The 26,806-nt window shown below is 61.8% G+C and carries 23 protein-coding genes and 1 pseudogene; 16 read left to right on the top strand and 8 right to left on the bottom strand.

Annotated features, from left to right (window positions below; translation table 11 throughout):
- The first annotated feature begins 5 nt into the window (after positions 1-5).
- Together OKW27_RS02135 and OKW27_RS02130 are read left to right on the top strand one after the other, a co-directional pair.
- Positions 6-872 (top strand): 4Fe-4S dicluster domain-containing protein, encoded by an 867-nt coding sequence (locus OKW27_RS02135; RefSeq protein ID WP_090811441.1) that lies wholly within the window; start codon positions 6-8, stop codon positions 870-872.
- A complete protein-coding gene (locus OKW27_RS02130; protein WP_429289946.1) occupies positions 873-1,823 on the top strand; it encodes a dimethyl sulfoxide reductase anchor subunit family protein in 951 nt (316 codons plus the stop codon). It begins immediately after the preceding gene.
- 184 nt (positions 1,824-2,007) lie between these two features.
- Here OKW27_RS02130 and OKW27_RS02125 read toward each other — a convergent pair whose 3' ends face one another.
- Both OKW27_RS02125 and OKW27_RS02120 read right to left on the bottom strand, forming a co-directional pair.
- On the bottom strand, positions 2,008-3,681 hold the full coding sequence (locus tag OKW27_RS02125; protein WP_244145161.1) for a methyl-accepting chemotaxis protein: 1,674 nt from the start codon (positions 3,679-3,681) through the stop codon (positions 2,008-2,010).
- A gap of 77 nt (positions 3,682-3,758) precedes the next feature.
- Positions 3,759-4,760 carry an AraC family transcriptional regulator gene (locus OKW27_RS02120; RefSeq protein ID WP_429332379.1) on the bottom strand — a complete coding sequence of 334 codons (1,002 nt, stop codon included), beginning with the start codon at positions 4,758-4,760 and terminating at the stop codon, positions 3,759-3,761.
- Positions 4,761-4,921: 161 nt separating this feature from the next.
- Here OKW27_RS02120 and OKW27_RS02115 point away from each other — a divergent pair, with 161 nt between their 5' ends.
- Positions 4,922-5,329 carry a carboxymuconolactone decarboxylase family protein gene (locus OKW27_RS02115; RefSeq protein WP_429332378.1) on the top strand — a complete coding sequence of 136 codons (408 nt, stop codon included), beginning with the start codon at positions 4,922-4,924 and terminating at the stop codon, positions 5,327-5,329.
- Between the two features lie 271 nt (positions 5,330-5,600).
- Here the strand turns inward: OKW27_RS02115 and OKW27_RS02110 are convergent.
- Positions 5,601-6,452: pseudogene (locus OKW27_RS02110) on the bottom strand (3-hydroxybutyryl-CoA dehydrogenase).
- A 14-nt stretch (positions 6,453-6,466) separates the two neighbouring features.
- Positions 6,467-7,654, bottom strand: coding sequence for a beta-ketothiolase BktB (gene bktB, locus OKW27_RS02105; RefSeq protein WP_090811433.1), 1,188 nt, complete (start codon positions 7,652-7,654; stop codon positions 6,467-6,469).
- Positions 7,655-8,334: 680 nt separating this feature from the next.
- On the opposite strand from bktB, the gene OKW27_RS02100 reads away from it, so the two are divergent.
- The 3 genes from OKW27_RS02100 to OKW27_RS02090 all read left to right on the top strand — a co-directional run bounded on the left by OKW27_RS02100 (position 8,335) and on the right by OKW27_RS02090 (position 10,555).
- Positions 8,335-8,715: a transposase gene (locus OKW27_RS02100; protein ID WP_429332377.1), complete on the top strand. Its 381-nt coding sequence runs from the start codon at positions 8,335-8,337 to the stop codon at positions 8,713-8,715.
- Positions 8,716-8,883: 168 nt separating this feature from the next.
- Complete coding sequence (locus tag OKW27_RS02095) at positions 8,884-9,282, top strand: DUF6900 domain-containing protein (protein WP_429332376.1); 399 nt, start codon at positions 8,884-8,886, stop codon at positions 9,280-9,282.
- Positions 9,283-9,967: 685 nt separating this feature from the next.
- The gene (locus tag OKW27_RS02090; RefSeq protein WP_429332375.1) at positions 9,968-10,555 is read left to right on the top strand and encodes an H-NS family nucleoid-associated regulatory protein; all 588 of its coding nucleotides are present in this window, start codon (positions 9,968-9,970) and stop codon (positions 10,553-10,555) included.
- A 392-nt stretch (positions 10,556-10,947) separates the two neighbouring features.
- Here the strand turns inward: OKW27_RS02090 and OKW27_RS02085 are convergent, their stop codons facing one another.
- The gene (locus OKW27_RS02085; RefSeq protein ID WP_429332374.1) at positions 10,948-11,952 is read right to left on the bottom strand and encodes an AraC family transcriptional regulator; all 1,005 of its coding nucleotides are present in this window, start codon (positions 11,950-11,952) and stop codon (positions 10,948-10,950) included.
- A 239-nt stretch (positions 11,953-12,191) separates the two neighbouring features.
- Between OKW27_RS02085 and OKW27_RS02080 the strand changes: the two genes are divergently transcribed.
- The 10 genes from OKW27_RS02080 to OKW27_RS02035 all read left to right on the top strand — a co-directional run bounded on the left by OKW27_RS02080 (position 12,192) and on the right by OKW27_RS02035 (position 21,383).
- Positions 12,192-13,247: a 3-keto-5-aminohexanoate cleavage protein gene (locus OKW27_RS02080; RefSeq protein WP_090811427.1), complete on the top strand. Its 1,056-nt coding sequence runs from the start codon at positions 12,192-12,194 to the stop codon at positions 13,245-13,247.
- A 158-nt stretch (positions 13,248-13,405) separates the two neighbouring features.
- The gene (locus OKW27_RS02075; protein WP_090811425.1) at positions 13,406-14,728 is read left to right on the top strand and encodes an MFS transporter; all 1,323 of its coding nucleotides are present in this window, start codon (positions 13,406-13,408) and stop codon (positions 14,726-14,728) included.
- Between the two features lie 189 nt (positions 14,729-14,917).
- On the top strand, positions 14,918-15,898 hold the full coding sequence (locus OKW27_RS02070) for a quinone oxidoreductase family protein (protein WP_090811423.1): 981 nt from the start codon (positions 14,918-14,920) through the stop codon (positions 15,896-15,898).
- A gap of 10 nt (positions 15,899-15,908) precedes the next feature.
- A complete protein-coding gene (locus OKW27_RS02065) occupies positions 15,909-16,757 on the top strand; it encodes a TauD/TfdA dioxygenase family protein (protein ID WP_429332373.1) in 849 nt (282 codons plus the stop codon).
- 18 nt (positions 16,758-16,775) lie between these two features.
- The gene (locus tag OKW27_RS02060) at positions 16,776-17,336 is read left to right on the top strand and encodes an RBBP9/YdeN family alpha/beta hydrolase (RefSeq protein ID WP_429332372.1); all 561 of its coding nucleotides are present in this window, start codon (positions 16,776-16,778) and stop codon (positions 17,334-17,336) included.
- Positions 17,323-18,012 carry a DsbA family oxidoreductase gene (locus OKW27_RS02055; protein ID WP_090811418.1) on the top strand — a complete coding sequence of 230 codons (690 nt, stop codon included), beginning with the start codon at positions 17,323-17,325 and terminating at the stop codon, positions 18,010-18,012. Before OKW27_RS02060 ends, OKW27_RS02055 begins: the two co-directional genes overlap by 14 nt.
- A gap of 11 nt (positions 18,013-18,023) precedes the next feature.
- Positions 18,024-18,359 (top strand): Rieske (2Fe-2S) protein, encoded by a 336-nt coding sequence (locus tag OKW27_RS02050; protein ID WP_090811416.1) that lies wholly within the window; start codon positions 18,024-18,026, stop codon positions 18,357-18,359.
- 54 nt (positions 18,360-18,413) lie between these two features.
- Positions 18,414-20,048 (top strand): 3-(methylthio)propionyl-CoA ligase, encoded by a 1,635-nt coding sequence (locus OKW27_RS02045; protein ID WP_090811414.1) that lies wholly within the window; start codon positions 18,414-18,416, stop codon positions 20,046-20,048.
- A gap of 20 nt (positions 20,049-20,068) precedes the next feature.
- Positions 20,069-20,974 (top strand): porin, encoded by a 906-nt coding sequence (locus tag OKW27_RS02040; RefSeq protein ID WP_090811412.1) that lies wholly within the window; start codon positions 20,069-20,071, stop codon positions 20,972-20,974.
- 31 nt (positions 20,975-21,005) lie between these two features.
- Positions 21,006-21,383, top strand: a complete 378-nt coding sequence (locus tag OKW27_RS02035) for a BON domain-containing protein (RefSeq protein ID WP_090811410.1) — start codon at positions 21,006-21,008, stop codon at positions 21,381-21,383.
- Positions 21,384-21,593: 210 nt separating this feature from the next.
- Here OKW27_RS02035 and OKW27_RS02030 read toward each other — a convergent pair whose 3' ends face one another.
- The 3 genes from OKW27_RS02030 to OKW27_RS02020 all read right to left on the bottom strand — a co-directional run bounded on the left by OKW27_RS02030 (position 21,594) and on the right by OKW27_RS02020 (position 26,736).
- Positions 21,594-22,043, bottom strand: coding sequence for a MarR family winged helix-turn-helix transcriptional regulator (locus OKW27_RS02030; protein WP_429332371.1), 450 nt, complete (start codon positions 22,041-22,043; stop codon positions 21,594-21,596).
- 287 nt (positions 22,044-22,330) lie between these two features.
- Positions 22,331-23,506 (bottom strand): porin, encoded by a 1,176-nt coding sequence (locus OKW27_RS02025; RefSeq protein WP_090811406.1) that lies wholly within the window; start codon positions 23,504-23,506, stop codon positions 22,331-22,333.
- A gap of 485 nt (positions 23,507-23,991) precedes the next feature.
- Positions 23,992-26,736, bottom strand: a complete 2,745-nt coding sequence (locus OKW27_RS02020) for a LuxR C-terminal-related transcriptional regulator (RefSeq protein WP_429332370.1) — start codon at positions 26,734-26,736, stop codon at positions 23,992-23,994.
- Between the last annotated feature and the right edge of the window lie 70 nt (positions 26,737-26,806).

Genomic DNA, 26,806 nt, shown 5'->3' with positions numbered 1-26,806 from the left:
CTGATATGACGCAAATGGCGCTGGTGATTGACCTGAACGTCTGTGTGGGATGCCACGCATGCGTGACGAGCTGCAAGGAGTGGAACACCTCCGGGCAGGCGGGGAGCCTCTCGGATGTGCGTCCGTACGACGCCGATCCGTCCGGCACCTTCTTCAACCGGGTGCAGACCTACGAAGCGGGCGAGTTTCCGAATGCCGACACGATCCACTTCCCGAAGTCGTGCCTTCACTGTGAAGACCCGCCGTGCGTACCGGTGTGCCCGACCGGGGCGAGCTTCAAGCGCAAGGAAGACGGGCTCGTGCTGGTCGACTATGACAAGTGCATCGGCTGCAAGTACTGCTCGTGGGCCTGCCCGTACGGCGCGCGCGAGCTCGACGAGGAGCGCAAGGAGATGACGAAGTGCACGCTGTGCGCGGACCGCATCTACAACGAGGCATTGCCCGAGCGCGATCGCAAGCCGGCATGCGTGCTGGCTTGCCCGACCTCCGCGCGCATCTTCGGTGATATTCACGATCCCGAGTCTGACGCCTCGAAGGCGATCGAGGCGCGCGGCGGCTACCAGCTGATGCCGGAGTGGGGGACGAAGCCGTCCAACCACTACCTGCCCCGTCAGAAGACCGCAAGCAGTTGCGGCAGCGGCTCGTGCGGATGCAAGAGCGAGGAGTCCGCGAGCTCACCTGCTGACGCGATCGAATACGGTGAGCCCATCAACCTCGTTGACTTTGCGATTCAGCGCGGCACACCCGCGATGGCGCGCGAGAAGGCGCTCGGGAAACAGATGGACTCGGGCAAGCTGAACCTGGCTGCGCTTGCTACGCGAGTGAAGTCGGTGTTTGCGCGCGTGCGGCCCGCAGCGACGCAGGAGTTTTGAATGAGACCAGCATTTTCCGTAGTTTTTCTGACCACGCTTTCCGGTGCCGGGCAGGGGCTGCTCATCGCGCTGTTCGGCGTCGAGCTGTTCATGCGGATGCATCCGGAATCGTCGGCGCTGTTCCATGTGCCGCAGCAGTTCTACGTCTGCGGCACCGGCCTTGCGCTCGTGCTCGGCGTTCTGGGGCTGGTCGCTGCGTTCTTCCATCTGGGTCATCCGGAACGTGCGTGGCGTGCAGTCGCCATGTGGCGCACGTCGTGGCTTTCGCGCGAGTGCCTGGCGCTGCCCGTGTTTCTCGCGGCCACGTTCCTGTACGGTCTGGCGCACTGGCTGGACACGCCCTGGTCGATCACGATCGGTGCGATTGCAGTTCTTGCGAGCGTAGCCCTTTTCGTGTGCACCGCCATGATCTATCAGTGCCTGCGCTTCCTTCAGGAATGGGCGACGCCGCTCACGCTGGTCAATTTCGTACTGCTCGGCTGTGCATCGGGCCTTACGATTGCCACCGCCTGTGCTGCACGGCTGGCACCTGACATCGTGCCGGCTTTGGCGGTCGCGGCTTGTGTCCTGACGGTGGCGGGTTGCGTGAGCCGTGTCGCCTCACTGGCGCGCAATGAGCGCTTGCATCCACGTTCGACGCTGCAAAGCGCGACGGGCATCAAGGCCGAGAAGCTCACACAGATTTCGCGCGGCTTTACGGCAAGCGCCTTTAATCTGCGCGAGTTCTTTCACGGCCAGACCGATGCAACGATGTGCTGGGTAAAGTGGGGCTTCCTCGCGAGTGCATTTCTAATGCCCCTCGGGCTGCTCGCGCAAGCGTTGCATCCGATGTCCGCGAAGCTGCTCCTTGATGCGTGCGTGATTCAGTACGTTGGCCTTCTTGCCGAGCGCTGGTTCTTCTTTGCTCAGGCTCGTCATCCGCAAAACCTGTACTACCAGCGCGCGGCGTGATCGCTATATCGGCGGCGGCCTCGGTGGCCTCCGCTTGAGAGAACGCGTTTCTCACGCGGTACACCGCGACGCCGACTCCTGCCAGTTCACCTATTTTCTCGCGGCACTCGCCCGGCTGGTTGCCGGGCAAGTCCTTGCCGCCGCTAACAGGAGTCTTCCCATAGGCAGAACATTTAGCTTACATCTACACAGCGCGAGCCTCCGCTTGTCGCGCTGCGGGCCGTCCGGTCGCGATCTTTGCCGGCGCCGGCGCTGTGGTTGCTCCCCCGGCACGGGATCGCAACAACAGCGCGTTGGTCTCGGCGCGCAATAGCGTGAAGACGCAAAGCGTCTCGACCAGTCTGTCGCTTTGCGAATTCAACCTCTCAGCCGCTGAGGTGTTTTCTTGCACCAGCGCAGCATTCTCCTGCGTCACGTCGTCGAGTTGCTCGACCGCCTGACTCACCTGCCCGATGGCTGCCGACTGCTCGAACGACGCGGTCGCGATCTGACCGACCAGATCCGTCATCGCCTCCACCTGCGACACGATATCTTCAATCGTCTCGCCTGCCGAATCGACCAGCCGCGCGCCTTCGTCGATCTGACCCACGCTATCGGCGATCAGCGCCTTGATCTCCGTGGCCGCCTGCGCACTGCGTTGCGCGAGCACCCTGACCTCGCCCGCGACCACCGCAAAACTGCGTCCTGCCTCGCCCGCACGGGCCGCTTCGACTGCCGCATTCAGGGCGAGAATATTGGTCTGGAAGGCGATGCCGTCGATGACGGACACGATGTCGCCAATCCTTCTGCTCGCTTCCGTGATTTCCTTCATGGTAGATATCACGTCGCCCACCACCTTCCCACCCGCCTGCGCGGTGTCCCGGGTCCGTGCCGCCAGTTCGCTAGCCTGCCGCGCGGTTTCCGCGTTGTTTCTGACGGTGGCGTTGACCTCTTCCATCGAGGCCGCAGTCTGCTCGAGGCTGGCCGCCTGCGTCTCAGTGCGCGACGAGAGATCGAGCGTGCCCGATGCAATCCCTGCCGTCGCCTGCTGCATCGCGTGCACGCCGTCGCGTACGTCCATGATGGTGGCCCGCATGTTGATGCTCACCCGGTTCAGTGTCCGCACAACATCGCCAATCTCATCGCTACGCGGGCTGCCGAACTCGGCGCTCAGATCACCCGCGGAGATCTCTGTTGCAAACTGGACCACTTCTCGCAAAGGCGCAACGATGGCGTGCAACAGATAGGCACCCACCGCGACGGTGGCCGCCAGTAGCCCCCACAAGGCCGCCCAGAATGACAGGGAAGTCACCTCGCCATTCAGCGCGAGCAGCGCTGCGGTTTCGATCAATCCCAAAGCAGTGACCGCGCCCCAGACGTGCCGTCTGAGACCGAGCGCGCGAATGTTGCTAATCGCTCTTCCCAGAAGGCTCAGGCGCGCGAGGCGCCCCTGCTTCCACCCGAATTTCTGCCGACCGGACCTTACTACGCGATACTGCGCCTCGGTCTTGCTGATCTCCTCAGCGGAGGCCTTCTCAAGCACCAGCAAGAAGCCGATATGCTGGCCGTGCGAGAGCAGCGGCGACGCATTCATACGGCTCCAGTAATCCACTCCATTCCTGCAGGAAACGTTGACGACGCCCGTCCAGGGCTTACCACTACGCAGTGCGGAAGCGAAGTCCACCACGACTTGCAATGGTACGTCTTTGAGCCGCTCTGCTGGCGGCATTGTCTGGAGTTCCTGGTTCGTGTACCCAGTCACGCGTTGATAGGCCGAATTGGCGTAGACGACACGAGACTGTACATCGATACAGATCACCATCAATTCTGAACCGAGAGTTTCACTAGCCCTCATTGGATTGCCGGGTCCGCCAACCATGCTGCTCCTCCTTGTTTTGTTGTTAAGTAATTCAACTAAATGGTTGACTCTGCGCAATGCGAGTCCTAGGCATGATATTACCGCGCTTTGGTCTCGCGAAATTCAGTGGGGGAGCAGCCGAACTTCATCCTGAACCAACGCGTAAAGGCGCTCGGCTCGGAAAAGCCAAGCAGGCCCGATATTTCCGACAGCGGACGTTCTCGACGCTCCAGGTATCTCAGCACGAGTTCCCCCCGTACGGCATCGAGGATCGACAGGTAGCTCACGCCTTCCTTTACCAGATGGCGGTGCATGGTTCGACGGCTCATGCCGAGCTGGCGCGCGATAGTGTCGTTCGAACTGCGCCCGGACGGCAGGAAGAGAAACACCAGCTTGCGGACCTCATCCGACAGTGGTACATCAGACTCCGTATCCACACTGCCGAGATATCGCCGGACATATCGGCCCATCACCGGGTCGGCGGACGGAAGAGGCAGGTCGAGGTCACGGACGTCACATACGATGCCCGAAAACGGCTGGCCAAACTTGACTCCGCTCCCCAGGACGCGAGCATGAATAGCACGACTGCGGGGTGCTTCGTGAGTAAAGCAGATCGTCTTCGGTTGCCAGTCGTCACCGAGGAAGAAGCGCAGCAGGCGCACCATGACGGCGACGGCCAGTTCGGTCACCTGCCGTACCGGCACGACCGCGCCGCTCAGCAGTTCCTCACGGATGATTGCGACGTCACCTTCTTCCTCGATCGCGATGAACAGTGCTTCGTTATGAAGATGGCGAAAGCGCGCGGCAGCGTTAAGCGCGTGGCGCAGTGTGGGCTCGTCGCGCACGTAGAGCACAAGCGGGCCCAGATTGGATGCGCGCCGCGTCTGAGCCATGGTCAGCCCGAACGCTTCAATGCCGCTTCGCAGCGCGGAGAGTTCGAGCAGCAACGCGACCCGGTCGGCCGGAATCTTGAGGTCGGACTCGGTAAGGCTGGCAGCAGGCAGCCCCACTTCTGCCATCAGGCGATATGGGTCGAGTCCTGCCGCGCGCGCGGTTTCAGCGTACTGCGTCAGGCTGGCGCTGCGAACGAGTTTCGGCATCGGGGTCTTCCCGGGGTGGCCCAAAAGGATAAGCAAGTGACCCACAATGTCAAGCGACGCAGAGGGCTGCTCCATAGACTGGAGGTCATAGCGTGACACGGAAGCGGTGCAGGCAGGGGCTTCGTGCGACACGTGTTGATCCCGTACAGGAGAGTATGTCGATGACATTCAACGAAGCAACAGCCACACCGGTTTGTGATGCCCTGCGCGCGACCGGCAACTGGAATCCGAACTGGGAACCTTTTGCGGAACTCGATGCCGCATGGACAGAGAAATTCATGGCCATGGCGATGGCTCCGATCACCTCGGGCGTGCTTGATGCGAAGACAGTCGAGTTTCTCGCTATCGCCGTTGATGCGTCGTGCACTCACATGTATGGACCCGGGGTGCGACGTCATATCCGCAGGGCACTGGAACTTGGCGCGACCCGGGAGGAGATCACGGCTGTCTTGCAGTACGTGTCCGTCCTTGGTATCCATTCGATGAGTCTTGCTGCTCCCATCCTGATTGAGGAGGCCGCTGCGCACGAGCAAAGCCTAGTCGGCAAGGTGGGTGCGTGCAACAAGTGAATGCCTGCTCATAGCGATCCAGTGTGTCGGAACAGGCCTGCAATCCTCGTGGTTGCAGGCCGTTTTCTGTGCACCCACTGAAGCGCAACTGCACGAAGGCGACCGAATCTGGGGACCACTCGGTTGAGACTTGCTCAACGGAATGGTCTTGGGGGAAGAGGCTGCCCGGGCAAGCGGACGAGTGGCAGTGGGGGCGCTAATTGGTGTGTTGCCGGAGATAACGGCTGGTTGTAATTTCAACTTCTGGCTTTGCGAAAACCGGCGAGTGTGGTTACCCGTAGCTGTAGACACCGTGGCCGGTCTTTCGACCGAGGCGACGACCGCAACCAGTTCGCGCAACAGCGGGCAGGCATGGTACTTCGGATCGCCGAAGTTTTTCAGGAACACGTCCAGCACCGACAGAACGACATCGAGGCCAACGAGGTCGGCCAGCGCGAGCGGGCCGATCGGGTGATTGGCCCCAAGCTTCATGCCGGCGTCGATTTCGTCGGGGGTGGCGACGCCTTCGGGCCAGCACGAAGAAGGCTTCATTGATCATCGGCACGAGAATCCGGTTGACCACGAACCCAGGTGAGTTCTTGACTCCGATGGGCGTTTTGTCAAACCGTACGGTCAACTCGCGGATTGCCTCGGCGACCGCTTGGCTCGTGCGCACGCCACGGATAATCTCGACGAGCGGCATCATCGGCACTGGATTGAAGAAGTGCATGCCGATAAACCGCGACGGATCAGCGAGTGTCGCGCCCAGCGCCGTGATCGCGATCGACGAGGTATTCGACGCGATGATGGCGTCGGGTCGAGCCACGGCTTCGATCTGCTTGAGTATGCGGACCTTTAAATCGTTGTTTTCGGTGGCGGCTTCGATCACAAGGTCGACGTCGACGAGCCGCTGATAGTCGGTCGATGTCTCGATCCGGGCGAGGGAGGCCGCGCGTGCGTCCGCGTCCAGCTTCCCCTTCGAGACCAACCGTTCGAGGCTGCTGATCAGGGTCGCCACGCCCTTGGACAGGGCCGCTTCGGTCACGTCGATCATGACCACGTTCAGGCCGACCACGGCAGCGGTTTGGGCGATGCCATTGCCCTTCGCGCCCGCGCCGACGATGCCTACACGTCCGATTTTCATCTGCAGGAATTCACTTACTGGATGTTTTTGAAGATGGCCGCGATGCCCTGACCGCCTCCAATACACATCGTGACGAGCGCGTAACGGCCTGCCGTGCGCTTCAGTTCATACAGCGCCTTGACGGTGATCAGTGCGCCCGTCGCGCCGATTGGGTGTCCGAGCGAGATTCCTGATCCATTAGGGTTGACCTTGGCAGGGTCGAGCTGCAACTCCTGCGTGACGGCGCAAGCCTGCGCAGCAAATGCCTCGTTCGCTTCGATGACGTCAATGTCGCCGATCTGCAAGCCCGCACGGTCGAGCGCGATCCGGGTTGCCGGCACGGGGCCAATGCCCATGTAGCGCGGATCGACACCTGCGTGTGCGTAAGACACCAGTCGTGCCATCGGCTTGATGCCACGCCGCTCGGCGACTTGCCGGTCCATCATCAGGACGGCGGCCGCGGCGTCGTTGATACCCGATGCGTTACCGGCCGTGACGGTGCCGTTTTCCTTCTTGAAGACAGTGTGCATGGCAGCGAGTTCGGCCGGGTCGATTTCTGTGCGCACGTGCTCATCGGTATCGAACACGACTTCCTTGCCCTTGACCTTGCGCTTGATCGCGAGGATCTGTTCCTTGAACCGGCCCTCAGCGATCGCGTGCGCCGCGCGACGGTGCGATTCCAGGGCCAGTGCGTCCTGCTGCTCGCGCGTGATGCAGAACTTCTGCGCCACGTTTTCAGCGGTGACGCCCATGTGGACCGTTTCGAACGGGTCGTTTAGTGCGCCAAGCACCATGTCGATCAGTCGACTGTCACCCATGCGGGAGCCGAATCGCGCGTCCGTGGAGATATAGGGCGCGCGGCTCATGTTCTCGGCGCCGCCACCGATGGCTACTTCGGCGTCGCCGAGAAGGATCGTTTGTGCTGCGGAGATAATCGCCTGCAGGCCGGAACCGCACAGGCGATTCACGGTGAGGGCAGGGGTTGATTCGGCGATCCCACCGTTAATGGCAGCGACCCGCGAGAGATAGAGATCCTTGGGTTCGGTCGGGATGACATTGCCGAAAACGACGTGTCCAACCTGGTCACCGGCAACCCCCGCACGCGCGAGGACTTCGCGCACAACGAGCGCTCCGAGTTCGGTCGTCGGAATGTCTTTCAGGCTACCGCCAAATTTACCGATGGCGGTACGCACACCGCTGACAACTACTACTTCTCTTTCCATTACAAAACTCCCTGAATGTTGGTGTCCAAGAGACCTGCGTGGTTGGTCCGCTCTGGCGAGGATATCGTGGGAATATCGAATCCGAGTGATATAGCAACGATATGCGCCTTGAGCACGGCGGCGCGGCATCCCAAAGAAGATGGGGTGACGGCGATGCTGGGGAATAGCGGAAATCAACGGCTGCTCGGCTGATTATGCTACAGCTTGGGGACTCGGTGTCCCGTTGTAAGACAGAAAGGAGAAAGTGCGGTGTCTCGCCCAGATTCCATGGGGACTCCTAGCTTGAAGGAGATAAATCAACGAATAAGGTTGTGATAGCAATCTGAAAGGATGGATCGGACACACAGGTTCTCCAGATTTCGGAAAATTGCCGTTAAAGTTGAAGCGGTAAGTATGAGTTCGTATGACCGACGCAGCTCTGCAAGGTAAATGCGATGCGCAATCCCTCGCGTGGCTATGTCAACTCCCGCACGTCGACTGCTGTACTGACCGCGGTATTCTGCGTTTCGCTATTTCACTTATCTGGACCGGCATAGGTTTGATGCTGCATGGGGTGCTCAAGTTTGTTGCCACTTCACCCGATGATGATGTCGGGGTGCTGCTATGTCGTTACGTAGCATTCGCAGGGTCGCTCGGCCGGGGGCGGCGCTGGAGATAGTTTCGCTAAAGGAGTGAACAAGATGGCGGTTGAAGATTTGACAGACGACGAGTGGGCGCTAATCGAGCAGCTGTTCTATGAGGAACCGACGCAGAGCGCACCACGTGGTCGACGACGCATCGAAGCTCGCGCGGTAGTCAACGCCGTGTTATGGCTGCTGTCGACGGGCAAGAGCTGCAACGCGTTGCCGGGCCGCTACCCCTCGTCGCCGACTTGCCGTCGCCGTTTCGACCAATGGCGGGCCGATGGCACGCTCGCTGAAGTGATCAAGCTGCTTGGCGAAAGCGGCCGCGACATCTCGCTCGACCGCGCCGGTGCAATGACGGTCAAGCGGCCGGCTCAGCCTCAGCGGCCTGGCCAGAACCATACGCGCGGCGCATTCTGGGCCAATCCGGCGCCCTGACGAGCGCCGGTCAAGACGCCCTGACGCGGCAATCCTTCCGCTAGACCGGTCCGCCTCGCAACTCGAAGGAGGCCAGGTGCGCCAAGCTTTTGAGCTGATTATCTCCCGTATCGTTTCCACTTATATTGTTGTCGTATCCTCCAATACATTGATAATTCAACATGTTAAGTGACTACTGAATCCAGATGCGACGGAACGTCGCTCTTGCGTTTGTGCCACGCATATAAACTTACAGATTGTAAGGCAAGCGGCACAACACAGGAGGTCATCGTGGTTGAAAGAGTTGGCAACGAAGTTCACTGGGATCCGCTAATAGCAATCGCCAGCGAGGAACTCGGGATTAACTATCTAACGGAGTCAGGCAAAGTCACGACAGACATTCGGCTCGTCCGGATATCGAGTCTTGCTAAGGCCCTTGAGCGCGCCTACGACTTTGGCTTGTTGATGGGCCACAGCGTCAGTCGGGCCGAACATGTGAAGACGAAGCGGTCCAAATTGACTTGTCGCGCGGAACAGGATTGGGTGCGGGCCGCGGCTAACGACATTCTCAGCACCTATTTGAGTTAATGCCGAAAGCAGGAGGTAATGATGGGCGGCAGAATCATAACTGGGAAAAAACTGGTGGATATCCGGATGCTGCGGGTCTCGGGCGTTGCTAACGCCGCTGGAGCAGGCCTACCAGACGGGGCTCTTCGCTGGTTATAGCGTAAAAGGGTCCGAGGGAGCATAAACGGGGGGTACTGGTCTCCAACCTGAAGCTGATCCAGCCTGCAAGTGAGTTATGCCGTCATTCTTTTTCATTGAAACCAGGTTATGAACGCATCCAGAAACGATGATAAAACAACGATATGCATAGATTTTGTAGACGTTCGCCGCTGTCCAATTATAGGTGTGTAAAAATCGGGCGACGTGTAAGACGTATTACCGGTCCTGCAGGATGGTGCAGGTCAAACAATATCATCGGCATTAGGCTCGGCGGACGAGCGACAGCATCAGCAACGCGGGGACGCTTGGTTGCGACGTCGAAAGTCCGGTCGACTCCGAAAGCTCTGGCCAATACACCGGTGCACGCTCCCTCCCGAGCGGGTGTCGACCACTATTCGAATCTCACGCAACTCAACGATCTCGTCGGCAGCCCTGCCGCGTAATCTCGCCCCGCTCTCGAAAGCTTCTCCAGGCGTAGCCCATGGTGCGCCGACTCCGCGGCGGAGACTTATAATTCCGCCACATAAAGCCAACGAGGAGTAGCGCCATGGCAAAAAGGTCTTACGAAGAGATTCAGGCACAGATTCTGGAATTGCAACAGGAAGCACAGGAAGCGCGCATTGATGAGCGCAATGACGCCATCAAGAGAATTCTCGCGGAGATGGCGCGTTTCGACATTACGGCCGACGAGCTACGCGGCCTGGTCCCAGCCGGACGCGTCGGTACGCTGGCAAAGAATGATGGCGTGGCAAAAGGTGCCCAAAAGGAGGCGTCGGCCGCGACTAGCGCCTCCGACGAGTCTCCAGCCGTCAGAATGCTCCTGGACGCCGGCATCGATTTCCGACGCAAGTCGCCGACACCGATTGCCCCACCAGCCCAAGGAAAGGCGGCGCCCAAATATTTTGATCCCAAGACCGGTGCTACCTGGAGCGGCGTTGCGCGGCCGCCGGCCTGGATCAAGGATGCAAAAGACCGCTCAGTGTTTCTCATCGAGAAGGGCGAAACCCTCGTTACGCACTCAAAGCCCGCCAAAAAAGCCGCAACCAGGGCGGCTCGCAGAGCTCCCGAGAAGATCGCGCCGCGAAAGGTCGCAGCAAAGGGCGGCAGCAAAGCAAAAGGTACCGCGTCGCGCTAGGTTCGCCTCCATTCCCGGAGGCCGCGGCCCTCTCCCGTTGATTGGAAGCGTACTTTGCTGGCGATCGTACCGTCGTCCCCGCACCGCACACGATGTCCCGCCCGAGTGCGCGTAAATTCGTCCGGTTTCCTCGCATCGCTGTACGACGGCCAGATGCGGAGCCGTAGCAGGCGAGTGTTTCCCGTACATCGTTGGTAGGCCACGCGGCAAGGGCGACAGCACGAGCCCGCCATCCTCGTAGCGCATAGGAACATCGGCGCGTTCCCCGCTTTATGGCGCCGATCGCGCGATGTATCTCGCCCGGCGCAACGGTCGCAACCGTCTGGAAGCCGGCGCGGGCGATTCCAGATCAAACGCTGCAACTCACGCATGGACGGCTCGCACCGCGCCATTCATTTCGATGATTGACTGCTCCGCCAGTCACGCGGCGTCATGCTGAATCGTGAAAAGAACCAGTTCGTAAACGATCCCTGTTGCGTGTAACCCAACAGGGTCGCGACCCGTCCGATTGGATAGCGCGGATTGCTCATGTAACGCACGGCAAGTTCGCGCCGGACTTCCTCGACCAGTTCGGAGAAGCTTGTATTGTCCGATTTCAGTAGGCGCTGCATCGTGCGTACGCTCTGACCCAGATGGCGGGCGACGAGCTCAGTTGTGGCCTGCTCGAGTGGCAGCAGCAGATAGATTGCCTTGCGCACTTCCAGCGCCGCTGAATGCGCACCCGTCATGTTCAGCGGAGCGGCGAGGCTTTCGGCATAGCGCACCAGTTCCGGGTCAGCGGCCGGATTTGGGTAGTCGAGATCGGCGGCAGCGCATACGAACCCGTTGAAATCACTGCTGAACTCCAGCGGACAGCCGAAGAAGCGTCGATGAAATGTCAGGTCTGCGGGTCTTGCGTGAGTGAAATGGACTGCGCGTGGTTTCCAGTAGTTGCCGAGAAGGGCGCTCGAATGTCGCGCGAGGACACCGAGCGCAAGTTCTATCGCCTGTCTCGTCGGCGTGCCAGGTTCAACGACGAGTTCCTCGCGAATGGTGACCGTTTGGCCTGCGTCCTCGACGTAGACGGCCAGCGCCTCGTTGAGCAGGTGCCGATATTCGGCTGCGGCGAGCAGCACCTCGCGCAGCGTGCGCTTATGCGCGAGCAGGACATTGACCATGCCGGTACCGAACTTCTGCCGGGTTTCAGCCATTTGCAGTGCAAGAGTCGGGCACGCCCCCTTTTCGGCCGAGAGTTCCATCAGGCGGCAGCAGGCGGCGGCCGGAACGCGATCGTCCGGATTGGCTAGAGCCGCGGCGTCGATCCCCACCTGCTGCGCGAGCTCGACCGGGTTCAGCCCGAGCCGCCGCATCACGTCGAAGTACCCGCTCATCGCTACCGACCGCAGCATCGTTTCCATCGCTTTCCCCTCCGCTTCCGACAAGCTGCGCCTCACTCCCGGTCATGGCATGCCCGCTCCGCGCAAACACTGGCGTTAACACCGAGTGGCATGGACCGCTAAAACGATGGCGTCTATTCATAAAAGTGTAACCCGCGATTGCCGTATCGTGCCGTCAGGAAGGTTCGTTATGTTCCGACCAGCTTACGCGCGATCTGTCGCGGCACGGCAAGCCAGTCACCCATATCTGGAGATAAAAGATGCAATTTCTCGACGATTCGCTGCACCCTGAGAATCACGACAAGGTAGTCATCACCACAGCGCCGTACGGCCCGGAATGGATGCCCGAGGACTTCCCGGAAGACATCCCCGTGACGATGGACGAGCAGATCCAGAAGGCCGTCGATTGCTATAACGCCGGCGCCACGGTCCTGCACCTGCACGTGCGCGAACTGGACGGCAAGGGCTCGAAGCGCCTGTCGAAGTTCAATGAACTGATCGCGGGTGTGCGCGCGGCAGTGCCCGACATGATCATTCAGGTCGGTGGCTCGATCTCGTTCGCACCGGAAGACGACGGACAAGCCGCGAAGTGGCTGTCCGACGATACGCGCCATATGCTGGCCGATCTCGATCCGAAGCCCGATCAGGTGACGGTCGCGATCAACACCACGCAGATGAACATCATGGAGCTGCTCTATCCGGAGTATCTGGCAGGCACCTCGCTTTCCAATCCCGCGTTCATGGCCGCCTATAGTGAAATGACGGTGCCGGCTGGCCCCGCCTGGGTCGAGGAACACCTGCGCCGCCTGCAGGCTTCGGGCATCCAGCCGCACTTCCAGCTCACGGGCATCCACGCGCTCGAAACGCTCGAGCGCCTCGTGCGCAAGGGCGTGTACAAGGGCCCGCTGAACCTGACATGGATCGGTATCGGTGGCGGCTTCGACGGCCCCAATCCATTCAACTTCTTCAACTTCGTGCATCGCGCGCCGGATGGCTGCACGCTCACCGCCGAGTCGCTGCTGAAGAACGTGCTGCCGTTCAACATGATGGCCATGTCGATGGGCCTGCATCCGCGCTGCGGCATCGAGGACACGATCATCGACCAGCACGGCAAGCGCTTCTCGTCGGTGCAGCAGATCGAGCAGTGCGTGCGCGTTGCGCGTGAACTCGGCCGCGAGATCGCCAGCGGCAAGGAAGCACGCGAGATCTATCGCATCGGCGTGCAGTACGAGACGGTCGAAGAGACGCTGGCCGCCAACGGCATGGCGCCGAACCGCAAGACCGGCGTGAAGAACCTGCCGCTGCGCGCGGCGTGACGGATTGGAACCCGGCCGACCGCTTCAGCGGATACCGGGTTTCAAAGGGAGGACTCCTCGGCAAGCGCCGGGGAGGGTAACGGGGCATCCATAATCGGTCCCTTTGCCCTGACGGGCAAAGACGGCTGCAAACGAGATAGACGGGAAGGAGACAAACCATGCTCATGCAACATGCCGAGCCCACCGCGGGCGGCGTTTCAGCAGCACAATCGGACGTGCCCACCTATGCGTGGGTCGTGTTTGCGTTGACGGTCGGGTTGCTGCTCTCCGACTACATGTCGCGGCAGGTGTTGAATGCGGTGTTTCCGCTGTTGAAGGCCACATGGAACCTTTCCGACACACAGCTGGGTTCGCTTAGCAGTGTGGTCGCGCTGATGGTCGGCGTCCTGACTTTCCCGCTGTCGGTGCTCGCCGATCGCTGGGGCCGGGTGAAGAGCATCGTGCTGATGGCCGCTCTGTGGAGTCTCGCGACACTGGGGTGCTCGCTCTCGAGCAACTACGGTGAAATGCTGCTCGCGCGCGCTTTCGTCGGCATCGGCGAAGCCGCGTATGGCAGCGTCGGTCTCGCGCTTGTCCTGAGCATCTTCCCGGCACGTCTGCGCTCCACGCTCACGGGCACCTTCATGGCGGGCGGGGCGTTCGGCTCGGTGACGGGCATGGCTGTCGGCGGCGGGGTCGCGGCTCATTTGGGCTGGCGCCCGGCCTTCGGTGCCATGGCGGCATTGGGGATGATCCTGGTCATCGTCTACCGGATTGTCGTCACTGAAAAACGGCTCGCACCGCTGAAGTCGGAAACCGTGGGCGCGCAGGCAACAGGGTTCGGCGTACGCATGAGTTTCAAGACGCTGATGAAGGGGCTTTTCTCGACGAAGTCTGTCGTGTGTGCCTATGTCGGCAGCGGTATCCATCTGCTTGTTCCCGCGGCAGTGTGGGCGTGGATGCCGAGCTTCCTGAATCGCTATTACGGCATGGCCACCGGCAAGGCTGCGATGGCCGCTGCAGCGTTTGTGCTGGTGACGGGCGTTGGCATGGTGGTATGTGGAAACCTTGCCGACCGCCTCAGCAAGAACTCGCGAGAAAAGAAGTGGGCCGCCGCGATCGCTTACTGTGTGACCTGCTTCACGCTGCTCGCGATCGGTTTCCGCCTGCCGGCGGGTACGTTGCAGCTCGTGGTGATCGGCGCCGGCATGTTCTTCAGCGCAGGCGCGAGCGGCCCGTCGGGTGCGATGGTGGCTAACCTCACCCCGCCGTCGATTCACGCATCGGCGTTTGCGACCCTGACGCTGGCGAACAATTTTCTCGGTCTGGCTCCCGCAGCCGTCCTGACGGGGATTGTCGCCGACCGGATCGGGCTGCTCGGCGCGTTGCAACTCGTTCCGTTTGCGCCCCTCATTGCGGCTACCGCATTTTTCATCGGCAAGCGGAACTATGCCGTCGACCTGGATCGCCTGAACGCGCTGCGTGAGCAGGCCGTGCGCTGAGCGGAACTCTCACCCCCGGCGCCGTTCGCTCGCTTACCACGCGACGGCGCCGGTCGTTGAAGGATTTGCGTGATATTGCAACTTGTTTAGACACAACACTGATCTGGCAAAGACGCCTACGGTAGGTCGAAATTTTCCGCCGCAGGCGTAGTCGATTTTGCAGTTTGAGTAACGAATAGGAGATTCAGCGTGGCAAAGGCAGTACGCTTTCATGAAACCGGTGGTCCGGAAGTCTTGCGCTATGAGGACGTTGAAGTGGGCGACCCCGGCCTCGGCGAGGTGCGCTTGCGCCAGGAGGCCGTAGGCCTGAATTTCGCCGACACCTATTTCCGCAGCGGCCTTTACCCGGTTCCGCTGCCTTCAGGCATGGGCGTCGAGGCCGCAGGCGTGGTTGAGGCAGTCGGTGCCGATGTAACGAACGTCGCGGTCGGCGATCGTGTGACGTACACCGGCTTCATCAATACGCTTGGCGCCTACAGCACCGAACGCCTGATCCCGGCCGCGCCACTCATCAAGCTGCCCGACGCGATCTCATGCGAGACGGCTGCCGGTATGACCATGCGAGGCCTGACCTCGTCGTATCTGATGCGCCGCATTTACGACTTCAAGGCGGGTGACACCGTCCTGCTGCATGCGGCCGCCGGCGGTGTGGGCCTGATCGTGTCGCAATGGGCGAAGCTGCTGGGTCTCACCGTGATCGGCACGGTTTCGACCGAAGCCAAGGGCGAGGTGGCCCGCGCCCATGGCTGCGACCACATCATCTATTACGGCCGGGAAGACGTCGCGAAGCGAGTGCGCGAACTGACCAGCGGCGCCGGCGTGAGCGTGGTGTTCGACAGCGTCGGCAAGGACACCTTCGAAGGGTCGCTCGATTCGCTCAAGCGCCGCGGCCTGATGGTCTGCGTCGGCACCGCTTCGGGCCCGATTCCGCCGTTCAATCCGCAGATTCTGGCGATGAAGGGCTCGCTCCACCTGACCCGCCCGGCGCTGGCCGACTACATTGCCGACCCCGCCGAGAAGAACGAGCTCGCCGGTGAAATTTTCGGGCACATCGCCTCGGGACGCATCAAGATCGAGCTGAATCAGCGCTACGCGCTCGAGGATGCAGCGCAAGCCCACCTGGACCTGGAATCCCGCAAGACGACGGGTTCGTCGGTCTTCGTCATTTGAGGAGCTAGCCATGCGAGTCGAACAATTGACATATGCGATCGGCGCCGAACTGGTTGGAGTGAATCTCGCCGATGCGATCCGCGATGAGGGCCTGTTTGGCGAGATCCGGGCGGCACTGCTGAAACACCGGGTGCTGTTTCTCCGCGACCAGGACATCTCGCGCGCCGAGCACGTGGCATTTGCGCGCCGCTTCGGCGAACTGGAAGACCATCCGGTCGCGGGCAGCGATCCCGAGCATCCGGGCCTCGTGCGCATCGACAAGACCCCGGATCAGCCGAACGACCGGTACGAAAACGCGTGGCACGCGGATGCCACCTGGCGCGAAGCGCCGCAGTTCGGCGCGGTCCTGCGCTGTGTAGAGTGTCCGCCGGTCGGGGGCGACACGATGTGGGCAAATATGGCCCTCGCTTACGAGAACCTGCCGGACCACATCAAGACCCAGATCGCGGACCTGCGTGCCCGCCACAGCATCGAGGCGAGCTTCGGCGCGGTAATGCCGATCGAAAAACGCCTTGCGCTGAAGGCCCAGTATCCGGACGCGGAGCACCCGGTCGTGCGCACGCACCCGGAGACCGGCGAGAAGGTGCTGTTCGTGAGCGCCTTCACCACTCATTTCACCAACTATCACACGCCGGCACGGGTGCGCTTCGGGCAGGACGCCAATCCGGGCGCGGGCGACCTGCTGCGCTATCTGATCAGCCAGGCCTATATCCCCGAGTACCAGGTGCGCTGGCGCTGGCAGCCCAATAGCGTGGCGATCTGGGACAACCGCAGCACGCAGCACTACGCGGTGATGGACTACCCGCCGTGCCATCGCAAAATGGAACGCGCCGGCATCATCGGCGACAAGCCGTACTGAACTAGCAGGTAGCTTCCCATGAATTACGAATTGAAACCGACCATTCTGATGGTGCCCGGCTTGCGCGACCACGTCACGGAACACTGGCAAACCCTGTTGGAGCAGAAGTTGCCCAAGGCGCTCTCGGTGCCGCCGCTCGAGCACGACAAGCTCAGTTGCGCGGCGCGCGTTGCGGCGCTCGACGCGGCCCTCGCGAAAATCGACGGCCCGGTTATCCTGGTCGCGCACAGCGCGGGCGTGATGATTGCGGTGCATTGGGCGCAGCAGCACAGCCGCAAGATTCACGGCGCGCTGCTTGCCGCTCCGGCCGACCTCGAGACGCCGCTGCCGGCCGGCTATCCGGCCATCGATGCGCTGGCCCAGAACGGCTGGCAGTCGATCCCGCGCAAACCGCTGCCGTTCCCGAGCATCGTCGGCGCCAGTCGCAACGATCCGCTCGCGCAGTTCGAGCGGGTGTCCGCGATGGCAAAAGACTGGGGCAGCCGCCTCGTCGACCTCGGCGAAGTGGGTCACCTCAACCCCGCCGCGGGCTTTGGTGAATGGCCGATGGCAGAGAGCCTGATCCATGAACTCATCTGACCCGAAGCGCGCCACCCAGCCAGGCATTGAGACGGCCGAGCGTCCCCCCATGACGATCGAGGTGTTCTTCGATTTCATCTGCCCGTGGTGTCTGATCGGCAAACGCAATATGGACGCGGCCGTGCGCCGCTTTGCCGGGTTGCGGCCCGATGTGCCGCTGGCGGTGCTGTGGCGCTCCCATCAACTCCTTCCCGATACGCCGCTCAATGGCAAGGATTACCAGGCGTTCTATCTTGATCGCCTGGGTAGTCCCGAGGCGGTGGCGGCAAGGCGCGCGCAGGTGCAGCGCGCAGGCTACCACGCCGGCGTCGAATTTGCGTTCGACCGGATCGGCGTGCTGCCCAACACCGCTGCCGCGCACCAGCTCGTTGCTTATGCAGCCAGCCGCGGCAGCGAGGCCCAACTAGCCTCATTGATCGATCGCATGTTCACCGCCTACTTCATGGAAGGCGAGAACATTGGTGAGCCGCGGATCCTTGAGCAGCTCGGACTCGAGTGCGGTCTGGACTACGCAGGCCTGACAGATCATCTGGCCGAATCGGGCCGGCACATGTTGCACTCCAGCCATCGCGTGAACGGCGTTCCGCACTTTGTGTTCAACGCCGGCTACGCGCTTTCGGGAGCCCATTCTCCCGACGCGATCTTCGAAGCCATGGTGCTGGCGGTCCGAGACTAAAGGAACGCAGAGTGTCACGTCAGATATCGGTTGGAACGGTCGATGAACTCGCACCAGGGCAACGCAAGCTGGCCTTCATCGATGGCCGCAGCATTGTCCTGTTCAACATCGCCGGCGCGATCCACGCAATTGATAACTCGTGTCCCCACAACGGTGCGTCGCTCGCGAGCGGTCAACTGGAGGGATGCATGCTGCGCTGTCCGGCGCACGGCCTGCGCTTTGACTTGCGCACGGGATCCATGGCGGGGGCGGGCGGCCTGAGCCTGACGACTTTCCCGGTCCGGGCCGTTGACGGACAACTGGTCGTGAGTCTCGACGGGCCCGCCGCCAGTCCGACACATGCATGAGGGTGCGACGACGTCATCCAGGCGCGGGACCATACAACTATTCAGGAGAAAGGGATGCAAGGTTTGATGATGCAGCAACCGTTACTGGTCGCTTCGCTGCTCGCGCACGCTGAACGCCATCACGGCGGACAAGAAATCGTGTCTCGACGTGTCGAAGGGGACATTCACCGGTATCGGTATCGGGATCTTGCGCAACGCGCGCGCCGCATGGCAAACGTCCTGGAAGGCCTCGGCGTCAAGCCGGGCGAGCGGGTAGGGACGCTGGCGTGGAACGGTTACCGGCACATGGAGTTGTACTTCGCCGTGTCGGGATCCGGGTCCGTGCTGCATACGCTCAACCCCCGACTGCACGTCGACCAGCTCGCGTACATCATTGAGCATGCGGAAGATCGCGTCGTATTCTTTGACGCGACGTTTCTGCCGCTGATCGAGAGCGTTGCGCCGCGCGTTAAAAGCCCCAAGGTATTCGTGGCGATGACTGATCGCGCGCACATGCCGCAAGCGAACGACCTGACCGGCATGCTGATGTGCTACGAGGATCTGCTCGAGCTGCACGACGACGTTTTCGAATGGCCGCTGCTCGATGAAAACAGCGCGTCATCGCTGTGCTACACGTCGGGCACCACCGGCAATCCGAAGGGTGTGCTGTACAGCCACCGCTCGACCCTCCTGCACACGTACGCGGCGGCGCTGCCCGACTCGCTCAACTGTTCGGCACGCGACGTGATCCTGCCTGTCGTGCCGATGTTCCATGTGAACGCGTGGGGGTTGCCATACATCGCCTGCATGGTCGGCGCGAAGCTGGTGTTCCCGGGTCCGGCGCTGGACGGCAAGTCGCTTTACGAACTGATCGAGGCGGAACAGGTCACCCTGTCCGCGGGCGTCCCGACGGTCTGGCAAGGCCTGCTCACGCACGTCGGCGAGCGGCAGGAGACCTTCGCGTCGATGCGGCGCACGATTATCGGCGGCGCCCCTTGTCCGACGGCGATGACCGCGCAGTTTCAGGAGCGTTATCAGGTCGACGTACTACACGCATGGGGCATGACGGAATTGAGCCCGGTGGGCACGGTTTGCAGTTTTAAGCCGCATCAGTTGTCGTTGTCCACCGAGGAGCGCTACACGGTTCAGGCGAAGCAGGGACGCTCGGTGTTCGGCATCGACATGAAGATCGTCGGCCCGGACGGCGAAGCGCTGCCGTGGGACGGCCACGCGGCCGGCGACCTGCTGGTGCGCGGCCAGTGGGTCACGCGGCAGTATTTCGGCGCCGGCGACGGCGACGCGTCGCCGCTGCGCGACGGCTGGTTCCCGACCGGCGACGTGGCAAAGATCGATCCAGACGGCTTCATGCAGATCACCGACCGCAGCAAGGACGTCATCAAGTCTGGCGGCGAATGGATAAGTTCCACCGACATCGAGAATGTCGCCTGCCTGCATCCGGAAGTTGCCACTGCGGTGTGCATCGCCGCGCGGCATCCAAAGTGGGACGAACGGCCGCTACTGTTGATCGTGAAGAAGCCCGGCAGTGCTCTGGGCGGCGGCGAGATGCTCGCGTTCTTCGACGGCCGCGTTGCGAAATGGTGGACACCCGACGCGGTGGTGTTCGTCGAGTCAGTTCCGCTGGGCGCGACCGGCAAGGTCCTCAAGAACCAGTTGCGGGACCAGTATCGGGACTACTACCTGTCGGCCTGACACGCCGACCCGGCAGCAACATGGCTTGCTTCGAGCAACAATCACGAAAGCCGCCGGGTCCACCCCGCCGCGCCACCCGGAGGAGAAAGCACGAAATCGAAGTTGAGCAGCACGGCGGCGCGCCGAACTTGGGGCACGTCTATCAACTCAAGGACGGCGGCATCATTTCCAGCTACTGGGGCCTCAAGGGAAGCGAAGAGGTCGGCGGCGGCTACAAGATCAACTTCAAGCTGCAGGGCACGTTCAACACCATGAACGGCAAGTTTGGCCTGGCCGACACCCAGGGCACGACCGCGATTTTCAACCAGTTCGCGACGATCGGGGCATCCGGTCCGTTCGGCACGTTCGACGCCGGCCGGCGGATCACCCCGATGATCTACGCGATGGCGGAGACTGACGTGCGTGGCGCCCAGTATTTCGGCAGTATCCTGACTGCGTGGCTGGGCATGAATCAGGCGGCCGGATGGCCCGGCACCAGCACGAACACCCCGATCGGCGCCCTTTATGACAGCAATGCGCTGGTCTACAATTCGCCGAAATTCTATGGGACGTCGCTTGCGCTCGAGTACGCGCCGGGCGGGGTCGCGGGCCAGTTCCAGGGCGGCACGCGCGAGTCGGCGGTTCTCAAGTTCTCGAACTACGGTCTGAATCTGTCGGCCGTGTATTACAACGGGCATGACACCAATCCGTTCCCGCTGACCTATCCCGCCGCTCCGGCTGTGTCCGCAACGGGTCTTGCCAACAATCGCTTCATCTATTTCGGTGCGCTGTACACGATTGACCGATTTTCGATATCCGGTTCGTACAGCATCGGCAAGAACCCGGCGAAGAGTAACAGCTTGAACCAGACGATCATCCATGGTGCCCTCGTAGCGCCGGGCGTATCTACCACGGCAGCCATGATCGGCATCCGCCACACCTTCTGATTCCACCACCCCTCCACAACTGGAGCAATTGATGCAGAACAACAAGACATTCAGGATGGCTGTCGGAACATTGATGGTTGCAACGTCCATCACCACATGGGCCCAAAACGGCGAAACGGCCAGTGCGGCGAGCGCGTCGGCGATGGCGGCGTCGGGCACCGCGGCGCCGGCCACCGGAAGAAAAGCGAATCGTGCCCTTCGCCGGAAGATTTATGCCGCGATCGGGAAGCACAAGGAGATCAGCGCCGGAAATATCAGTGTTACGGCAAAAGACGGCGCAGTGACGCTGAATGGCACCGTCACGGAGGCTTCCCAGGTCGACAAGGTCGCGGAAATCGCGAAGGGTGTTCCAGGAGTCACTTCGGTGGCCAACAAGCTTACGGTGCGCAAACCATTCGGCGGCATGTAAGCTTGCTGTCGCCAGTCCATGAGGACTCGGCCCCGGCGACTTCTCACCATCCGTGTATCCGGGCGCGGAACTTGGGAGTGGGGGCCGCGCGATTTATTTGGCTCCCGGCGCGCCCGGCCCGGTATGTGGCCGCTCAGGCGTCGGTGAATGGTTGATTGATAAAGCAGCCTTGAGCCGGCAGCCTACGAGCAATACGCGGGCCGCCTGAAATCAGATGGCCTCCCATCCGTGGGCCGCGAGAATCTTGTCCAGCAGGTAACGCAGCGCCTCGCTTTCCGGCTCGCTGAGACACTGGTAAAGCTCTGTGTCCCGCCGATCAATCGTGGGGGCAACCTTTTTGAAGATTTTGCGTCCGTCGGATGTCAGCGAAATGATCACGCTGCGTCCATCCTGGTCGCTGGCCGTGCGCCCGAGAAGCCCCTTGGCGAGCAGGGCATCAACTGTGCGACTCGCCTGACTCTTGTCCAGATTGGCGCGGCGGGAAATGTCCCTGATGGTCTGCGGGCCGAACGTACCGAGCACGCCGATGATGCTTGCCTCCGGATAGGGCACGCCAAGTTTCTCTCGGGATAATTCGGCGCTCATGCGATCGGCGATTTTGTTTAACGCCTTTATTCGGTAGGTCAGGGATTCGTGAGGTCCGGACTCGATGATCGACATGATGTCATTCAGAAATGGATGAAACGCAAGGTTGCGGGATGCAAGCCCATTATCTTGCCCGGACCCACGCAGGCGGTCAAATTTTACGCGCGGAGCCGCTTGGCTTCGCAGGCGATCTATGTGGCGCCGGCCGCTTGGCCAAGAGTGCCCCGTGTCGGACGTTAGTGCCCCTTGTAAGTCAGTCCGGAAAGAGCAAAGCCGCCTCGCGCGCGCGGGCGGCTTCGGATGGAGACGGAAGACAGCACCGAGGTTCGCGAGCAGACGGCTCGCGAACCCGGTTCCAAAAATCAGAAGGAGTGGCGGATCCCCACGTTGCCTGCGGCGGTGTTCTTCCCCACTGCCACCGGGCTGCCGTAGGTAATCTCCTGGTTCATCGCGCCGCGGTTGGAGACGTAGCCTACCTGAGCGTAAAGCGACGTCCTCTTGGAAAGGTTGTAGTTGCCGCCCAGCACGTACAGGGTCGACTGGTTCTGGTTGTGCTTTTCGTCCTTCACGTAGTAGACGCCCGACGTGATGTCGAACGAGGGGCTAAAGCGATACCCGATACCGCCCGTCAACATGTCGAAGTCGCCCGAGATCGCGCCAATCGCGGGATTCCCGTTTGGAGCTGCCGGGTTGCGCCCGTTGCTCCACGAGCCGGACACGGACAGGCCGCGCCACGTGTACTTCGCGCCCAGGTACACGAAGCGGTTGTTGTTGAGGCCGGTCGCCGGATGGAGCGGGGTGGGACTGGCGCCAAGATAAGGGTTGGCGTCATGGCCGTTGTAGTAGACTGCATCGGCATTCAGACCGAAGTTCGAGTACTTGAGCACGGCGGATTCGCGCGTGCCGCCTTGGAACGCGCCCGGCGTACCGCCCGGTGCGTACTGGAGCGCGGCCGACAGACCATGGAAAGACGGCGAGTTATACACGATCGCATTGTCGTCATAAAGTGCGCCGATCTGGCCGTTCGTGCTCGTGCCTGGCCAGCCAGCCGCCGTGTTCATGGTCAACCATGCGGTCAGGACGCTGCCGAAGTACTGTGCGTTGCGCACATCCGTTTCCGCCATCGCGTAAGCCATTGGCGCGAACTGGCGACCGACATCGATCCGGCCGAACGGCCCCGACACGCCGACCGTCGTGACCTGCGTGAACATCGAACTTGCTCCCGGCGAGCTGGCCAGCCCGGACTTGCCGTTGCCGCTGTTAAACGTGCCCTGGAGCTTGAAGTTGACCTTGTAGCCGGCGCCGATGTCTTCCGTGCCCCTCAACCCGAAGATGCTCGCATAGACACCGCCGTCCTTGAACTGGAACACGTGGCCCAGGTTCGGGTTTGCTTTTGCATTCGGCAGAAAGTTTGCTGCCGAAGTGTTCTGCCAGAGCAGGCCCGAGTCAACTGCGCCATAGAGCGTCACCGATGACTGCGCGTGCGCGGATGCCGCGAACGCGAGAAGTGCTGCGGCTCCGGTAATCCTCAACTTCATGTGGTCTCCTGCGTAGCGTTGTTCAACCCTTAGGTACAGAACGCCCGTGCAACATATGGGCGCTGCATGTCTAGAGGAGCATACGTACAGCCACGCAGCTCGACTCCCCCCACCCTTGGGGGGGAGGGTTATCGGCAATACCGGGGCGCGGTAAGCGCTGGCCAGCCATATCCGGCACGGCTTTCGCGGCATCCTCAAGGCGACCGCGCACTGCCGGAAGGGGGCGACACCGCCTATCCGTGTTGCAACTTGGTGACAGAAAATGACGGGTTGCGGATATTTCGATCGATGGTTGCGATAACAACCACCATGGAAGCGTCCCAACGTATAAAGAGAAAAGGACCCGAGCCGGATCCATGGGCTAACCATGTCGCCCTTGGGACGGCGCCAGCGCGGCTTGTCGATTTAATTGACATCGCAACCGTCAGGGTCGCGCGGAATGGTGTCGCCTCTCTTCAGCTGTGGTTCCGGGGTGCTTCCCCCGTTCAGGTTTCCTGCAGCAGGCCCAGTAGCTGCGCGCGGCGCACGATTTGCCGGCGCGACGTCGCGTCGAGTTTGATGAAGAGGTTTTTCATATGCCACTTGACTGTCTCCTGGCCGACGCCCATCGCGAGTGCGATCTCCTTGTTGGTGAGGTGGCGGCTAGTCAGCTCCAGCACACTGCGCTCCTTCGGCGTCAGTACCATGCTGGGCGCTACGCGCGGCTCGGCATCCCGCCCTGGCGCGGGTGAAACGGCAACGGTTGGCGGCAGGGGTGGGCCGACATCGGCGAGGCGCGGCGCGCCATCCGCTCCGCGCTCATGCAACCATTCCGCGAACGCCGGATGAAGGTCGGGCGCCGTGAGACTCATTCCGTATGCCGCGCCCAGATCCACGGCCTCGCGCAGCAGGGCGGTTCCGCATTTGCCGAGACGGTCCAGCACGAAAGCGTGCAACGTAAGCAGATCGACGCCGACCGCGCCCAGCTTCATCGCCTCGGTGTCTTGCTGGGCCAACGCGAGAGCACGGTCGGCGGCAGTCCAGTCCTGCTCGGCAATTGCCACGAAAGCCTGCGCAATATGCTGATGCAGGAGCAGCGCACGACGCTTGAGGGGAGAATCGGCGGTGGCATGTTCCGCGACAATCTGTTCCAGTCGGCGAGCGAGCGTGCGGCAGGACGCCGAGCGGAAGCGACCACTGTGGAGCCTGATCTGTTCGGTCAGGCTCGCCACGCATAGCCTCGGCATGCGCCGCGCGGTGCCGATTGCATGGAGTGTCTCGAGCAGGTCGAACGCCCGGTGCTCCGCGCCGGTGGCCGATGAGACCCGCGCGGCGGTGCGATAGGCGAAAATCACCGCGTCGGGTGTTCCGCTGCGTTCGAGCACATCCAGCCGGTTTGCCAGCAACGCGGCCGCTTCATTAAAATCGCCGCGTTTGAAACGTGTGGTGGCGAGCAGCGCGGCCATCATGCAGGAAAACGGGTGCCGGCGGCCAAGGTCGTCGTCTGCCTGGACAAGGGCCGGGCGCAGCGTGCGCTCGGCCGATAGCATCTGCCCCTGGAGCAGATAGCCGAGGCCCGTCGTGTAAGCGCGCCAGCGAACCACGTACCGATAGGCAGCGCTGGCATTCCCGCGCGGCATGTGCCGCCGGAGCTGGCGGGCCTTCGCGTACTCGCCCTCCATGACAGCTCGCACGGCGAGTCGGTTCGCATGAACCTGCAGGAGCCACGAGTCACTGACGGGCGGTGTATCACCCCAGCGATCGAGCAGTCGCGCGGCCCGGTCTGGCTCATCCGCGAAATAGGCGGCTGCGCTCAGAATGAGATCGATCTCGTAGCGCATCGCCTCGTCAGGCTCTGTGCTGCGCAGAATAGCCTGCGCCTGCTCTTCCGCCTCCTGCTGACGGTCGCTCTGCGCCAGCGCCCATGCCATGGCAAGCCGCAGGCGCGGATGGCGATCCAGGACAGGCTCCGGTAGCCATTCGAGCCATTCCAGTACAGCTACAAGTTGACCCTGAGTTACCGCATCGTGCAGCGATCCTTGCGCGAGCGTGTAGGCGGTTTCTTCCTGCCCGCACGCTAGCGCGTGGCGTGCCGCAGCTTCGGTCATGCCGTGGTCCGCCAGCCAATGCATCGCGCGGCGGTGCAGCTCACTGTGCGTTGCAGGCGGCAGGATAGTCAGATGCGCGCGTATTGCTTCACGTGCCATCGAGTGCATGCGATACCACTGACCGCGTCCTTGAGCACTGAAAAAGAGCGGCGTTTCGCGAGCGAGGCGCAAGAGCCGCTGCTTCGCATCCTTGGCTCCGGTGAGGGCTTCGCACAAATCTTCGTGCAGCAGGTCGACAATCGAAATACGGGTGAGGAACTCGGTGTCCTCGCTGCTTAGCCGTTCAAGGAGCGCCGTAATGAATTGCTCACGAATGCCGCCGGTGCTGCTGGCAAAGGCGTCGATACTCGCGACCGGGTCATCGCTGTCAGCGATCGCAGCAAGGGCAATCTGCAAGCCGAGTGGCCAGCCTTCCGCGATGTCGTGTAATCTGGCGCTCGCCTCAGCATCGGCATCGACCACGGCGCCCAACCGGCTGCCGATCAGCGCGATCGTTTCATCGAGGCGAAAGCGAAGCGCCGCGGCATCCACCGCTGCACACTGGCCATAGGGGCTCAGGCGTGCGATGACCTTCTCGAATCCAGCGCGCGAGGCAATCACGATGCGCAGGTTGGCCGGCAGATTCTCAAGCAGGTAGATGAGCGCTTCCAGACTAGCCTGCGGCAACTGCTCCGCTTCGTCGAGTATCAGCACAATATCGAGCGCGGTGCGAGCCACTTCGGCCAGCCATGCTGTGACTCCTTCAATCGGTGCATCTGGCAACGCGCCCCCTTCAAGCAGGCGTCTGCCGAATGCTGTGCGCCCTGATCCGGAGCGGACTGCCAGCGTCAGGCTCGCGAGCAGGCGCCTGGGGTCGTCGTGGCCGTCAATCGAGACCCACGCCACAGCGCTGCCGTGCATCAGGTATTCCTGGCGCCACTGGATCAACAGGGATGTCTTGCCGAACCCCGGCGGCGCCTGCACGATGGTCACGGCGCAATTGCGGAAACGCTCGCAGTCCGAGCTCAGGCGCGCGCGGGCAAGCATGTGCCGCGGCGCACGGGGCGGGCTGATCTTCAGAGTCGCTTCGGGGTTCGCGACAGATTGTTGATTGGTCATCCGATTGGGGCCGATAGTACCGTTGCCGAGCGTGCCGACGTTCACGGGAGGCGGGCAGGCTGAAAGGCCTGCTGATTATATAACGGACCATGTCCGGCGCTTTTTACGCATTTAG

The organism is Paraburkholderia sp. 35.1 (assembly GCF_050436525.1).
Lineage (GTDB): Bacteria > Pseudomonadota > Gammaproteobacteria > Burkholderiales > Burkholderiaceae > Paraburkholderia > Paraburkholderia tuberum.
Note: the sequence above shows the minus strand (reverse complement) of the source record. Positions and strands in the feature narration are given on the sequence as shown.